The following is a 14,635-nucleotide window of genomic DNA, read 5'->3' on the forward strand; positions in this document are numbered from 1 at the left end:
AACGCTACCGTTACGCGGCTTTTACAGCGAAGTTGAGTCGGAAGTGGTTGAGCATGGCCGGCAGCGCCCCCTCCAAGCGTACGGACGGTCTGACTGAGCGCTCGCGCAGGACGGCGTCCAGGAGGGCGGCGGCGGTGAACAGCACGAGGTCCTCCCCCGCGCAGCTCGCGAACCCGGCGCCGAACGGCACGCCCGCCCACTCGCCACTGCCGTCGCGCCACAGCTCGGGGCGGTAGGAGTCGCCGGGCTCGGCCCTGTTCACGTACGGGCTGTAGATCGCCGCGGTGGTGCCCTCGGGGACGTCCCATTCGGTCGGGCCGACGGCCTCGCGCACGATGGTGACCGTGATGGGCCAGAGCCGCACGGACTCCAGCACGGTGGCCCTCAGGTCGGCGGGCCCCTGATGGGCGGGCTCCTGGTGGGCGGCCAGCGCGAGCGCCCGGTAGGCCGCGGCGGCGGCCCCGTCGAAGGCGAACAGCCAGTGCGGCACCTGCCCCTCGGGGTGCACGTCGGCCGTGGCGTGCGCGCGGGCCAGCTCGGCCGCCAGGCTGCCCGGCTCGGCCCGGGCCAGGTGCCCGGCCAGCCGGCGCCGGAAGGCGTTGAACACGTCGGTGCGGAGCCCGCGCAGATCCGACCAGTTGGCGTCGGCGCGCAGCCGGTCGAGCTGCCGGGTGAGGATCACGTCGTCCCGCGCCCCGTCGCCGAGCACGATGCGCCGCACGATCCGCCAGTGCGTGGCGTGGAAGCGCGGCCAGGTCAGCAGCCCGTGGCGGGGCAGCGTGGCGGCCTCCTCCTCGACGACCCGGGCGAAGGGGGCGAATCCGGAGCAGAGCACCTGGTCGTTCAGGGCGCGCCGGCGCTCGCGCAGGCCGGGGTCGCGGGTGATCAGCAGGCCGTCGGGCTGGAAGTGGCCGAGCGCGCCGCGTTTCGCCCTGGTCGCCGGGGTGAAGTCCCGGTCGTCGAGCACCGCGCGCACGTCGCGCGCGGCCAGCGGCAGCATCACCCAGCCGCGTCCGGGCACCCGTACGAGCAGCGGGCCCTCGCCGTGCTCGGCGCGCAGCCGGGCGAGCAGCCGGATCGCCCGGCCGTCGGCGTCGGCGAGCTCCGCCAGCCGCACCGCGTACGGACGGCGCGCGACGGGGCCCTGCGCGATCGACGGCAGCGCCACCGCGGCGGCCAGGGCCAGGGTCTCTTCGGCCGTGACCCGGGGCAGCCGTGTGATCGTGGACATGTTCCAGGGACTACCCTTCCTTGGTGTCGTGGACACGTTTGGGGGACTTTTGAGCACTTGCTGTGGGCCGAGCAGAGACGGCGCCGCCGCGCAACCGTACGCGGAGCCCCACGCGCAGCCGGTGATCGCCGTACGGCGGGAGGCGCCGCGCGGGATGGTGCGCGTGCCCGGCGGAACGTTCCTCATGGGCGGCGAGGACCCCGACGGGCGGCCCGAGGACGGCGAGGGGCCGGTGCGCGAGGTGCGGCTGGACCCGTTCATGATCGATCCGACGTGCGTGACGAACGCGCAGTTCGCCACGTTCGTGAAGGAGACCGGCTACGTCACGGAGGCCGAGCGGATCGGCTGGTCGTTCGTGTTCGCCCAGTTCGCCACGGACGGGGTGATGGACGCCAGTGTGCCCGGCGCGCCCTGGTGGGCGGGCGTCGAGGGTGCCTCGTGGCGCTCGCCGGAGGGCCAGGGGTCGTCGGCCGGCGACCGGCAGAACCACCCCGTCGTGCACGTGTCCTGGAACGACGCGACCGCGTACGCCACGTGGGCGGGCAAGCGGCTGCCCACGGAGGCGGAGTGGGAGATGGCCGCCCGCGGCGGCCTGGAGCGCAAGCGCTACCCGTGGGGCGACGAACTGGCGCCCAAGGGGCGGCAGCGGTGCAACATCTGGCAGGACCGCTTCCCGGTGGCGCCGAGCAAGGGGACGGTGCCGGTCAAGTCGTTCCAGCCCAACGGGTACGGCCTCTACAACGTCTCCGGCAACGTCTGGGAGTGGACGGCCGACTGGTGGGGCACGGCCTGGGAGGCGTTCGCCGGCAACCCGGCCGGTCCCGCGCAGGGTGCGGCGAAGGTGATCCGCGGCGGCTCGTACATGTGCCACGACTCCTACTGCAACCGCTACCGCGTGGCCGCCCGCACCTCCAACACGCCTGACTCCTCCACCGGGCACACGGGTTTCCGCTGTGCGGCCCTAGTCTGATCGCATGTCACGAACCCTGCGACTGTTGATCACCGGCGGCGGCACCGGTGGTCACACCTATCCGGCTCTGACCACCCTGTCGGCCGTCCAGCGGCGTCAGGTGCCCCACGACGTGCTCTGGGTGGGCACGGCCAACGGCCTGGAGGCGCGGATCACGTCCGAGCACGGCATCCCGTTCAAGGCGATCACCACGGGTAAGCTGCGCCGCCGTCCGAACCTCAAGGAGCTGGGCACCAACATCGCCGACGTCTTCCGCATCCCGATCGGGGTGCTGCAGGCGGTGGGGCACGCGGCCCGCTACCTGCCGGACGTGGTGTTGTCGACCGGGGGCTACGTGGCGGTGCCCATCGGGGTCGCGGCCAAGCTGATCCGCCGGCCGCTGGTGATGCACGAGCAGACGACCGTCGTGGGGCTGGCCAACCGCATCCTGGCCAGGCTGGCGACCAGGATCGCGCTGTCGCACGAGTCGTCGCTGGACTATTTGCCCGCCTCCGCGCGCTCGAGGGCCGTGGTGACCGGAAACCCGATCAGGCCCGAGCTGCTGCAGGGCAACCGGGCGGCGGCGTACGACCTGTTCGGGCTGACGTTCGAGGTGCCGCTGATCTACGTGACGGGCGGCGCGCAGGGCAGCAAGCAGGTCAACACCCTGATCGCGGAGATCCTGCCGCGGCTGCTGCCGCACGCGCAGGTCGTGCACCAGTGCGGGCCGGCGTGGATCGACCAGATGCGGGCCGTGGCGCTGCCCGTGGACCTGGCCGATCGCTATCATCCGGTGCCGTACGTGGGCGGGGAGCTGGCCGACCTGTTCGCCGCCGCCGACGTGGTGATCTCCCGCAGCGGGGCGGGGACGGTGTCGGAGCTGACCGCCATCGGCAAGCCCTCCGTGCTGGTGCCCCTGATCCCCACCGGGGGTGACGAGCAGCGCAAGAACGCCGCGTACCTGGTGTCGGCGGGGGCGGCCCGGGCCCTGCTGGAGCCGCATCCGACGGCTGGGCAGCTGCTGGCCGAGCTGATGCCGTTGCTGGCCGACCCGGGGCTGCGGCATTCGATGGGGCAGGCGTCGGCCAAGCTCGGCCGCGTGGACGCCGCCGACGCCCTGTGCGACCTCCTCCTGGAAACCGCCCGGCCCACCTGACCAGGCGCCCCCTCGTCCGAAGTGCGGACCGTACTCCGGCTGAGGTCCCTTCGAGGTGAGGAGCGTCGGCCGGAGGGCGGGAGCCGCCGGCCGCACTCCGGCTGAGGCCCCCTTTGGCGCCACCCCGGCGATCGGCGCGGGCCGCACCTCCTGCGGCCCCGAGGACACCGGCGGAGGGGTCAGGGGTCGAGGTAGCGGAAGGCTTCGTGGGCGGAGGTGACGCTTCGCCGCAGCGCCTGCTCCAGCCGGTCCGCGTCCTGCGCCAGCCGCTCCAGCTCCGGCACCGCGAACCCGTCGGCCCCCGTCTCGGCCACCAGTTCCTCGTACTGGTGCAGCCGCCCCCGCAGCTCCTCGATCTGGTGGTGGGCCTGGTACGCGCGCTCGGCGTCCGCGACGTTGGACGCGTAACGTTCCAGCGCCTCGACGCGGGCCAGCACGGCCTCCTCGCTGCTGTCGAGGGCTCGCGCGAGGGGTTCGGCCACGGCCTCCACCTCGGGGGTGAGCCCCTTGGACACGGTCTCCCTGTGCTTGGTGCGCAGCGCGGACAGCTTGGCCAGCAGGCGGGCGATCTCCCACTCCTGGGCGGGCAGCATCACCGCGTTGCGCACGTCGTCGAGCAGGCCCTCGGCGTTGACCCGGGACTCGGTCACGACGGCGATGGCGCGCTGGGCGCGGGCGAGCAGGCGGGCGGAGGCCTCGTCGAGGTCCTCGGTGAGCACGTAGCGGCCCTCGTACCAGCGCAGTTGCTCGTAGACCTCCCGCTCGTACTCCTCCTCGTCGTCGTCGGGCAGGTCGTTGCGGATGAACAGCACGATCATCATGGGGATGCCCAGGAGGACGAGCATCAGCAGGCCGAGGCCCCGGCCGACCAGGCCGCTGACGGCCATCATCCCGAAGAGCGCCACCGATCCGAACGCCGCGACTATCCGGTACTGCGCGCTCGACAGGGCCCGCCTCGGCTCGGGGGCCCAGCCCTGGCGCATCTTGAGCAGCACCCGCCGGCTCTCCCTGAGCAGCTGCGCGTCATCCGGCGGCACCTCGGGGTCAACCACCACATCCGCCACGAAATCGGATCCTAAGGGAAGTCACCCCCTCAGGTGGCGAAAAGCTTCATGCGCGGAGCTGACGCTGTCACGAAGCGCTTGTTCAAGGCGGTCGGCGTCGTCGGACAACCGGCTCAGCTCCGGTACGGACGATCCGTCGGCGCCCGACTCGGCGAGGAGTTCCTCGTAGCGGGGCAGCTTGGCGCTGAGGCGTTCGATCTGGTGCCGGGCGCGGTAGGCGCGCTCGGCGTCGCCGACGTGGCCGGCGTAACGTTCCAGCGCCTCGACGCGGGCGATCACGGCCTGCTGGCTGCTGTCGAGCGCCTGGGCGAGGGGTTCGGCGACGGCGGCCACCTCGGGGGTCAGGCCTTCGGAGACGACCTCCTCGTGCTCGGCCCGCAGCTCCGACAGCTTGGCCAGCAGGCGGGCGATCTCCCACTCCTGGGCGGGCAGCATCACCGCGTTGCGCACGTCGTCCAGGAGGCCCTCGGCGTGGACGCTGGAGCCCATGACCTGGTCGATGGCGGTCTGGGCGCGGATCATCAGGGCCCTGGCGGGCTCGTCGAGCTGGTCGCGTACGACGTAACGGCCCTCGTGCCTGCGGGAGCTGTCGTAGACGGCCAGCTCCAGCGCGTGCGTGCGCTCCACCTCGGCGTCGGGCCTGGGCCTGAGCAGGACGCTGACGACGAGCAGGGCGGCGCCGGTCATGATCACGGCGAAGGGGGTGTAGCGTCCGGCGACGAAGAGGAGCAGGCCGTAGAAGACCGCGACGGCGGCGGCCCCGGTGGCGGCCAGCCTGGTCACGACGCCGACCAGCGGGCGGTGGCGCTTGTGCGCGGGCACCCAGCCGGAGCGGATGCGTACGAGGAGCTTGCGGTTGTCACGTAAGAGGGCCGCGACGTCGTCGGCCACCGCCGGATCGACTATCACCTTCGCATGACGTCCGGGCACGTTATCGATCCTATGTCCGGGTGTCATCCTTCGAGATAGCGGAACGCCTCGTGGGCGGACCGGACGCTGCGTCGTAAGGTGCGTTCGAGCACGTCGGCGTCCTCGGTCAGGCGCTCGATCTCGGGCACGGCGAGCTTGTCCGCGCCCGACTCCGCCAGCAGTTCCTCGTAGCGCGGCAGCCGGGCGCGCAGCTCCTCGATCTGGCCGCGGGCGTGGTAGGCGCGCTCGGCCTCGGCCACGTGGCCGGCGTAACGTTCCAGCGCCTCCACGCGGGCGACGACGGCGGCCTCGCTGTTGACCAGGGCCCGTTCGAGCGGCTCGATCACCGCGGCCACCTCGGGCGCGATGCCCCTGGCCAGCAGCTCCCGGTGTTCCAGGCGCAGCGCCGACAGCTTGGCGAGCAGGCGGGCGATCTCCCACTCCTGGACGGGCAGCATCACGGCGTTGCGGGCGTCGTCCAGCAGTCCTTCGGCGTTGACGTGGGAGCGCAGCACCGACCCGATGGCCCGCTGCGCCCTGACCAGGACGGCTCGCGCCTCCGGGTCGAAGTCCTCGAGCAGCAGGTAGCGGCCGTCGTACCAGCGGGCCTGCTCGTACACGGCGCGCTCCTGCGGCCGGTCGTCCTCGGGCACCTCGCTCATGGAGGCGATCTTGACCAGGACGATGAAGACGTACGTGCCGAGCAGCACGAACCCGGCCGGTGCGAACGGCGAGGCGAGCAGGAGGCCCATGAGCGCGACCACGAAGGGGGTCGCGGCCAGGAGCATGGCGCTGGACGGGCTCTTGCCGCGGGACGGGGGCGTCTCGGCGGGCGGCACCCATCCGGCCCTGATCCTGGACAGCAGCGGGGCGTTGGCACGCAGCAGTCCGGCTACTTCCGGAGGCACTCCGGGATCGACGACCACACCCACGCTCTGTCCTGGCACCCTGGCGCCCCCAACGCTCGTGATGTTCGGATATTACGTAACATTCCGGTGGAGTGTCAGCCTCAAAAGGGTCATTCGGGGGAATCGGCGGGGGCGATCCCGGGGCGCGTCCATGGCCGGCCGGGCTCATGAGGGCGCCTCGACCAGCGGCGCGGCGGGCCGCCCGGCCCTTCAGGACGCGCGAGACCCGTTCGCCGATGCTCTCGGACGCGCAACATGATCGTAGCCACGGGGGTAACCACCCGACCGGCGCGGCGCCGGCCGCCGCACGGCCAGGGCGGCGGCCACGCAGGCGACGGGGATGGCGGGCAGGACGTAGCGGTGGTCGAAGTCGAGCGCGGCCACCGGCGCCACGAGCAGGAACACCGCGAACGACCACGGCAGCAGCGCCGTGCGCGGGCGCAGCACGGCGCCGGCCCCGCCGGCCAGCAGCAGGACGCCGAACAGCGTGCCGTGCAGGAACCACGGGTACGGGTAGGCGGCCAGGATCGCGGCGAACGGCTCGACGGACCGCATGCCCCGGATGTCCGGGTCGTACTCCTTCCTGACCTGGTCCACGAGGGGCTGGCCGGACGGGAGCGGCCAGGAGCCCCGCTGGAAGGCCGTGGTCGGGCTCATGCGCTTCGGGTGGGCGACGGGCTCCCAGGTGAAGGCGAGCGAGGTGTCCCGGACGACCTCGCGCAGGTAGTCAAGGGGCTGCGCGGCGATCGCCCGGAGCGCGAACGCCCTGGCCAGGTCGTTGTGGGTGAACCGGTCGCCGGGCAGGCGGTTGAGCGAGGCCCGCGGGTCCCAGACGTACTCGGAGGCGGCGTCCAGGATGGTGCCGTTCGGGCAGAGCGCGGCCTGGTCCGCGGGCGGCCTGATGACCGAGCAGTCGGCGAAGGTCATGGTGCGGGCCCACAGGGCGACGCCGTCCGAGCCGCTCAGCGCGAACCTGCCGTGGTGCTGGGCGTACCAACCGGCGTAGGCGGCCAGCGGCAGCGCCCCCGCCACCACCATTGCGAGGGTCGCGCGCCAGGGCGTCCGCCGCAGCAGGAGGTAGAGGGCGGCCAGGCCGAGCAGCGGCACGGTGGCGGTACGGGTCAGACCGGCCAGCGCGAGGAGCACCCCGGCCACCGCCGCCGCCCGCGTGGACACCTCCCCGCGCCACATGAGCACCAGGAGCGCGGCCACGACGAGGAGGATCACCTGCGTGTCCGACAGCACGGCGTGCTCCAGGCGCACGAACGCCGGGTCGAACAGCACCGGCACCGCCGCCAGCGCCGCTCCCCAGGCGGGCAGCGACCGGCGGCGCAGCAGCAGGTAGATCATCACCCCGACGGCCAGCCCCATCGCGTGCTGCACCCCCACGACGAGCTCCACGCTCTGGAAGGGCCGCAACGCCCACAGGAACCAGGAGTAGCCCGCCGGGTGGAACGCGCCCTGCGGCCGCAGGCGCACGGCCGTGTCCAGGTAGGTGAACGAGTCGTACCAATAGAGCCGCGCCGTGTCGTACCCCAGCATGACCAGCACGCGCAGCGCGGCGGCGAGCGCGAGCACGCACCCGAACAACCCGTGGTCACGTGGCCCCGCGAGTATGGGCGCCATGGTCTTCTCCCCCGAGACCGCCAGGCGGATCCCGGCTTCAGGGGGGCCAGTCCAGCGCGCCGCCTATAACCTGAACGTCACCGAATCTGGTTATGCGCGCGTTATGCCGGCCAGAGCAGACTGGCGGGCATTTAACATCTTTTGGGGGCAAGGTGCGCGTTTTGGTCGCTGAGGATGAGCGGATGCTCGCCGACTCGATCGCCGAAGGGTTACGCGGAGAGGCACTGGCCGTCGACGTCGCCTACGACGGGGACGCGGCGCTCGAACGGCTCGGCGTGCACGACTACGACGTGCTGATCCTCGACCGCGACCTGCCGCAGGTGCACGGGGACGAGGTGTGCAAGGCCGTGGTCGAGCGCGGCTGGCTGGTGCGGGTGCTCATGCTGACCGCCGCGAGCGACGTGCGCTCGCGGGTGGTGGGGTTGTCGCTGGGGGCCGACGACTACCTGCCCAAGCCGTTCGCGTTCGAGGAGCTGGTGGCGCGGGTGCACGCGCTCGGGCGGCGGGCCAGGAGGGCCGACCCGCCCATGCTGGAGCGGGCCGGGGTGCGGCTGGACTGGGCGCACCGGCAGGTGTTCAGGGAGGGCCGGTACGTGCCGCTGGCCCGCAAGGAGTTCGGCGTGCTGGCCGAGCTGCTGCGGGCCCAGGGAGCGGTGGTCTCGGCGGAGACGTTGCTGGAGAAGGTGTGGGACGAGCACATCGACCCGTTCACGAACACGGTCCGCACCACGATGATGAAGCTGCGCAAGAAGCTCGGCGAGCCGCAGGTCATCGAGACCGTGCCGGGATCGGGGTATCGCATCCCATGAGCATGCGCCTGCGTTTCGCCCTGGTCAGCGGGGGCGTGTTCTTCGTGGTCGCCGCCCTCGCGCTGGCCGCCGTCTACTTCGTCGTCCAGACGAGCCTCCAGTACCGGGCCTCCGTGTTCACCCCCGACGAGATCCGGGTGGATCGGGACGGCTACAGCCTCTATGCCCCGCGCTACCAGGACGGGTACGAGATAGCCAGGGGGTTCGCGCTCAAGACGCACCTCACCTACCAGACCAGCGTCCTCGCCAACCTGCGCACCGCCGGCGGGCTCGCGGTGCTCGCCGGCACCGGGGTGGCGTTCGGGATCGGCTGGCGGACGGCGGGCATGGTGCTGCGCCCGCTCAGGAACGTCACCGACACCGCCCGCCGGGTCGCCCAGAGCCACAACCTGAGCGAGCGGATCGGCTACGACGGCCCCCAGGACGAGATCAAGGAGCTGACCGACGTCTACGACACCATGCTCGCCCGGCTGGCGCGCTCGTTCGACGGCCAGCGCAGGTTCGTCGCGAACGCCTCGCACGAGCTGCGCACCCCGCTCACGATCAACAGGACGCTCGTGGACGTGGCCGTGCGGCGGCCGGACGCGACCGAGGACGTCAAGCGGCTCGGCGAGTCGCTGCTGCTGGTCAACGCCCGCCACGAGCGCCTGATCGACGGCCTGCTGGCGCTGGCCGAGGGCGAGCAGGCGGTGCTGGACCGGCGGCCGTTCGACCTGGCGGACGTGGCCGAGCACGTGCTCGACCAGGCGGCGGCCGAGGCGGCCGAGCGTGAGGTGACCATGCACCGGCTGCTCGACCCCGCGCCGACGGCGGGCGAGGCGGTGCTGGTGGAGCGGCTGGTGCAGAACCTCGTGGAGAACGCCATCCGGCACAACCACGCCAAGGGCGAGGTGTGGGTCACGACGCGGCGGCGGGCCGATCGGGTCGAGCTGGTCGTGGCCAACTCGGGGCTGCAGGTGCCGTCGTACGAGATCGAGACGATCTTCGAGCCGTTCCGGCGGCTGCACGGCGACCGGCTGCGCTCGGACCGCGGCAGCGGGCTGGGGCTGTCGATCGTACGGGTGATCACCGAGGCGCACGACGGCACGGTCACGGCCACGCCCAGGGACGAGGGCGGTCTGACGATCAGCGTGGAGCTGCCCGTCGGCTCCGAGCCGGCCTGATCAGTCCAGGCCCTGGATCTCCCAGAGCGCCGTCTCCGGGACGCCCGCCTTGACGAGCTGCTCCCAGGTGCCCACCCGGTCGGCCGGGTCGGCGAGCATCGCGCGCAGGAGCGGCCGCAGCTCCGTGTGGTCGGCGCCGTCCTCGGTCCACATCGCGCCCAGGGCCCGGTGCATGGCCGGCGACCGGACGGCCACGGTCCGCACCAGCTCGTCCAGGATCGCCAGGCGGTCCCGGTACGGCAGGAAGCGGCCCTCCCCCAGCGCCGCGACCAGCAGGTCGAGCAGGCGCCGGTGCCGGGCCGAGTGGCCGGTGGCGACCGCGACGACGACGTCGCCCATGCCGCCGGTCTCCGCGCCGCCGAGCACGACGTCCTCCTTGCCGTCCTCGAGCACGCGGTGCGCCGACAGGGCGGTCACCAGCCCGGTCCAGCCCTCCTGCCCGAGCTGCCCCTTCCACAGGTGGCTGAGCGAGGACCACTGCTCCAGGTGGTCGGGCCCGGACAGGATCGACGACACGCGGACCGGCTGCTCGGACGCGCAGACGATGAGCAGGGTGAGGTTGGCCGAGTAGGCGGCCAGGCGGCGGGTCATCGTGTGGCGTACCGGCCGGAATCCGATGAAGTGGCGGCGGGGCCGCTCGTGCAGCGACCGGCGCAGCAGCCCGGCCAGCAGCTCCACACAGCGCTCGCGTACGGCGGAGGGCACCTCGTCCAGCAGCTCCAGGATGAACCCGACGGTCGGCCCGCGCTCGGCCAGGCACGAGTGGGACGTGACCGCGTACAGCAGGTCGTCGTCCACGGCCTGCACCAGCGCGAGCGGCTCGTCCCCGGCCAGGCGGCGGCGCCGGTCGAGGTCGCGCAGCGCGTACATGGTCAGCCAGGCCACCAGGAACTCGCCGAACGTGGCGTGCAGGAAGGCGTGCCCGTTCCTGCGCACGAAGAAGAAGCGCTCGGTGGCCTTGCGCGCCCAGTCGACGCGGGCCTCCCCTGGTTGATCGGGGTCGCCGGGGTCGTCCTCGCCACCCTGGCAGAGGGCGGGCAGGTCGCGGTTGAGCGCCTCGTCGGTGATGACCTGGCGGCCGCCGGCCAGCATGGACAGGGCCACCGCGCCGAGCAGGACCAGCTCCTGGTCGATGGCCACCCGGCGCACGCCGCCGGTCTCGCGTTCGGTGTAGTCGCGCAGCAGCACCTCGTACAGGCGGGCGCGCCCGAGCGGGCCGTGGTCGCGCTGGAGCGCGTTGCTGCCCGCATCGTAGAGGGCCAGCAGCAGCAGGAGCAGCGGCTGCCTGGCCATCTCGCCGTGGACGAGCGCCGCCTCGGCCGGCAGGGGCTTCAGGTCGCGGCGGGCGAGCAGGCCGCGGTTGCGGCGGTCCCAGATGGTCAGCCACTGCCGCACCTGGTCGTCGTCGAACGGCTGGAGCTGCAGCCCGAGCAGCCCCTTGGGGAACCTGATCCGGTCGGCCACCACCGTGCGGCCGGTCACGATCACCGCCACCGGGCGGCCCAGCTCCGCCTCCCTGGCCTGGAACTCCTGTACCCGTTCGAGGTAGTCGTGGCGGTCGACCCCGCCCTGCACCAGCTCGTCGAACCCGTCGAGGAGGATCACCGGCATCGCCCCGTCGGCGGCCGTCACCAGCTCGGCATAGTCCACCACCGTCCCCAGCACCGTGCCGAGAGCCTGCTCGACCTGCGCGGTGACACCCGCCCGCGCGGACACGCCGGCCAGCTCGACCCGGATCGGCAGGAACTCCGACCTGGCCAGCCGCGCGGCGAGCACCTCGGTGAGCTTGGTCTTGCCCGAGCCGGGCTCGCCCAGCACGAGCAGGGGCGCCTGGGTGGCGCGCAGCGAGGTCAGGTGGCCCACCAGGAACGCCTCGGTGTCGGGCACCGGCCGCCGGTCCTCCCACCAGTCCAGCTGGGCGGGCGTGGCGTCCCGGGTCAGCTCGGCGACCCGGAAGCGAGGGCTGAGGTAGCCCTCGCCGAGCAGCGGGAGCCAGACGTCCTCGGGCAGCTTGCCGGCGTGCAGGAGGGGCTGGTCGAGCGCGTTGGCGGCCATCCTGGCCTGGTGGATCATCGGGCGGTCGCCCACCCGGGGCGGGGCCAGCTCGGCCAGCAGCCAGGCCACCCGTGACAGCGCCGTGGCGGGCGCCGGCTTCTCGGTGACGAGGCTGCGCACCCCGAACTCGTGGCTGTCGAGCGCCAGCGACCGGTAGTCCTCGTCGTAGATGCGCAGCGCGCGGGCGGGCGGGCCCTCGGCCAGCATGCGGGGCAGCAGGAGCTGGTCGTCGACCGTCAGGTCGTCCCAGACGCTCAGCCCGCCCACGTATCCGGCCATGGCCTCCGACATGCGCTGGTAGGCACGTTCCACGGCGAGACGGGTCTCGGAGTAGGGCAGATGCGGCTCAGGGGTGGGCAGCCGCTCCAGCAGCAGGCTCGCCACCAGCCGGGCGAAGCGCTCGGCGGTGGGCACGCCGTGCGAGATCTTGCCGCCGCGGTCGAGCTGGTCGAGCGTGAACGGCAGCTTCGCCTCGCCGAGCGCCTCGAAGTAGGCCGAGATGACGATCACCGCGTGCGCGGAGGCCAGCCGCTGGGTGCGGGTGTACCGGTCGACGCCGCTCTTCAGCTCGGGCATGCGCCGCACGACGTCCTCGCCGTAGCCGACGATGCTGTTGCGCATGTCGGTCAGGCCCGTCGCGAGCTGCCCCGCCCCGGCCAGCGCCCAGCCGGTACGCGCCGCCGCCGCGGCGAACCCGACCACCTTGACGAGCCGGGCGTCCTTGCACCCGAGGATCCTCAGGGCATCGGCGTAGCTCGGGGTCTCGATCATGTGCCTTCTCCCGGGGACTGGGAGTCCCATCATGCGCTGTGCGGCCGGGCCTTTTGGCGGAAGTTACCGGGCCGTCATGTTCGCTTCACGGCCTCCTCGATCTCCGGCAGCGCCGCGGGATCCTCGATCGTGGAGGGCGTGGAGTACGGGTTGCCGTCGGCGATGTCCCGCATGGTCGCGCGCAGGATCTTGCCCGAGCGCGTCTTCGGCAGCCGGGCCACCACGACGGCGCGGCGGAAGGCGGCGACGGGGCCGATGCGCTCGCGTACCAGGGCGGTCAGCTCGCGCTCGATCTCCGCCGGGTCGCGGTCGGCGCCCGCCTTGAGCACCACGAACCCGACGGGCAACTGGCCCTTCAGCTCGTCGGCCACGCCGATCACCGCGCACTCGGCCACGTCGGGGTGGGCGGCGATGACCTCCTCCATCGCGCCGGTCGACAGGCGGTGCCCGGCGACGTTGATCACGTCGTCGATGCGGCCCATGACGTAGAGGTAGCCGTCGGCGTCCACGTGGCCGCCGTCGCCGGTGAGGTAGTGGCCGGGGTAGCGCTCCAGGTAGGAGCGGGCGAAGCGGGCCTCGTCGCGGTAGAGGGTGGGCAGCGCGCCGGGCGGGAGCGGCAGCCTGACGGTGACGGCGCCGTCCACGCCCGGCGGGCACTCGTCGCCGCCGGGGTCGAGGATGCGCACGTCCCAGCCGGGGACGGGCTTGGTGGGCGAGCCGGGCTTGAGCGGCAGCGGCTCGATGCCGACGCAGTTGGCGGCGATGGGCCAGCCGGTCTCGGTCTGCCACCAGTGGTCGATGACGGGGATGCCCAGCAGGTCGGAGGCCCAGTGGTAGGTGTCGGGGTCGAGGCGTTCGCCGGCGAGGAAGAGGTAACGCAGCCCCGACAGGTCCCACTTTTTCGGGAAAATGCCGGATGGGTCCTCTTTCTTGATGGCCCTGATCGCGGTCGGCGCGGTGAACAGCGTGCGCACCCCGTACGTGGACACCACCCGCCAGAACGCGCCCGGGTCGGGGGTGCCGACCGGTTTGCCCTCGTACAGCACGGTCGTGCAGCCGGCCAGCAGCGGCCCGTACACGATGTAGGAGTGACCGACCACCCAGCCGACGTCGGAGGCGGCCCAGTAGACCTCGCCCGGGGCGGCGCCGTACACGTGGGACATGCTCCAGTGCAGCGCGACCGCGTGCCCGCCGTTGTCGCGCACCACGCCCTTGGGCAGGCCGGTGGTGCCGGAGGTGTAGAGGATGTAGAGCGGGTCGGTGGCGGCCACGCTGACGCAATCGGCCGGCTCGGCGTCGCGCACCGCCCGCGCCCAGTCGAGGTCGCGGCCCTCGTCGAGCTCGGCCACGGCCTGCGGCCGCTGCAGGATCACGCACCTGGCGGGCCGGTGCCCGGCCTGCTCCAGCGCGGCGTCCAGCAGCGGCTTGTACGCCACCACCCGCGTCGGCTCGATGCCGCAGGACGCCGAGAGCACCACCTTGGGCCTGGCGTGGTCGATCCGCACGGCCAGCTCCCTGGCCGCGAACCCGCCGAACACCACCGAGTGCACCGCCCCGAGCCGCGCGCAGGCCAGCATCGCGATCACGGCCTCCGGCACCATGGGCATGTAGATCACCACGGTGTCGCCCGCCGTCACGCCGAGGTCGCGCAGCATGCCGGCCGTCCTGGCCACCTGGTCGAGCAGCTCGGCGTAGGTGTACGTGCGGGCCGCCCCGGTCACCGGGCTGTCGTATATCAGCGCCGCCTGGTCGCCGCGCCCGGCTGCCACGTGCCGGTCGACCGCGTTGAAGCAGGTGTTGAGCCGCCCGTCGGGGAACCACCGGCCGCCGGCCGTCACGGTCGCCGGCGCCAGGTCCCAGGAGATCCCCAGTGCCGCCTCGGCCCAGAACTCGTCGGGTTGCTCGATGCTGCGCCGGTAAGCCTGCCGGTAAGCCTCGCCATAACCGCTCACTTATCGATCAGACCAGTCCACGGGCCCATGGCGCAAGATATC

The 14,635-nt window shown here is 72.6% G+C and carries 11 protein-coding genes; 4 read left to right on the forward strand and 7 right to left on the reverse strand.

Annotated elements, in window-relative coordinates:
* Window positions 1-10: 10 nt before the first annotated feature.
* A complete protein-coding gene (locus AB0L65_RS07550; protein ID WP_364241553.1) occupies window positions 11-1,231 on the reverse strand; it encodes a cytochrome P450 in 1,221 nt (406 codons plus the stop codon).
* Window positions 1,232-1,280: 49 nt separating this feature from the next.
* Here AB0L65_RS07550 and AB0L65_RS07555 point away from each other — a divergent pair, with 49 nt between their 5' ends.
* Window positions 1,281-2,201 (forward strand): formylglycine-generating enzyme family protein, encoded by a 921-nt coding sequence (locus AB0L65_RS07555; RefSeq protein WP_364241556.1) that lies wholly within the window; start codon window positions 1,281-1,283, stop codon window positions 2,199-2,201.
* A 4-nt stretch (window positions 2,202-2,205) separates the two neighbouring features.
* On the forward strand, window positions 2,206-3,336 hold the full coding sequence (locus tag AB0L65_RS07560) for a UDP-N-acetylglucosamine--N-acetylmuramyl-(pentapeptide) pyrophosphoryl-undecaprenol N-acetylglucosamine transferase (RefSeq protein ID WP_364241558.1): 1,131 nt from the start codon (window positions 2,206-2,208) through the stop codon (window positions 3,334-3,336).
* A gap of 179 nt (window positions 3,337-3,515) precedes the next feature.
* On the opposite strand, the gene AB0L65_RS07565 is transcribed toward AB0L65_RS07560, so the two are convergent.
* The 4 genes from AB0L65_RS07565 to AB0L65_RS07580 form a co-directional block, all read right to left on the reverse strand.
* On the reverse strand, window positions 3,516-4,400 hold the full coding sequence (locus AB0L65_RS07565; protein WP_364241560.1) for a hypothetical protein: 885 nt from the start codon (window positions 4,398-4,400) through the stop codon (window positions 3,516-3,518).
* A 21-nt stretch (window positions 4,401-4,421) separates the two neighbouring features.
* The gene (locus AB0L65_RS07570) at window positions 4,422-5,330 is read right to left on the reverse strand and encodes a hypothetical protein (RefSeq protein ID WP_364241563.1); all 909 of its coding nucleotides are present in this window, start codon (window positions 5,328-5,330) and stop codon (window positions 4,422-4,424) included.
* Between the two features lie 23 nt (window positions 5,331-5,353).
* Entirely contained in the window at window positions 5,354-6,241 is an 888-nt protein-coding gene (locus AB0L65_RS07575; RefSeq protein WP_364241565.1) for a hypothetical protein, read from the reverse strand.
* A 186-nt stretch (window positions 6,242-6,427) separates the two neighbouring features.
* Complete coding sequence (locus AB0L65_RS07580; protein ID WP_364241568.1) at window positions 6,428-7,843, reverse strand: hypothetical protein; 1,416 nt, start codon at window positions 7,841-7,843, stop codon at window positions 6,428-6,430.
* Window positions 7,844-7,995: 152 nt separating this feature from the next.
* Between AB0L65_RS07580 and AB0L65_RS07585 the strand changes: the two genes are divergently transcribed.
* On the forward strand, window positions 7,996-8,652 hold the full coding sequence (locus AB0L65_RS07585; protein ID WP_350734744.1) for a response regulator transcription factor: 657 nt from the start codon (window positions 7,996-7,998) through the stop codon (window positions 8,650-8,652).
* 2 nt (window positions 8,653-8,654) lie between these two features.
* Window positions 8,655-9,815: a HAMP domain-containing sensor histidine kinase gene (locus tag AB0L65_RS07590; RefSeq protein WP_364241570.1), complete on the forward strand. Its 1,161-nt coding sequence runs from the start codon at window positions 8,655-8,657 to the stop codon at window positions 9,813-9,815.
* On the opposite strand, the gene AB0L65_RS07595 is transcribed toward AB0L65_RS07590, so the two are convergent.
* Together AB0L65_RS07595 and AB0L65_RS07600 are read right to left on the reverse strand one after the other, a co-directional pair.
* Window positions 9,816-12,641, reverse strand: a complete 2,826-nt coding sequence (locus AB0L65_RS07595; protein WP_364241573.1) for a hypothetical protein — start codon at window positions 12,639-12,641, stop codon at window positions 9,816-9,818.
* A 74-nt stretch (window positions 12,642-12,715) separates the two neighbouring features.
* Entirely contained in the window at window positions 12,716-14,593 is a 1,878-nt protein-coding gene (locus tag AB0L65_RS07600) for a propionyl-CoA synthetase (protein WP_364241575.1), read from the reverse strand.
* Window positions 14,594-14,635 lie beyond the last annotated feature (42 nt).

The organism is Nonomuraea sp. NPDC052116 (assembly GCF_040680035.1).
GTDB lineage: Bacteria > Actinomycetota > Actinomycetes > Streptosporangiales > Streptosporangiaceae > Nonomuraea > Nonomuraea angiospora_A.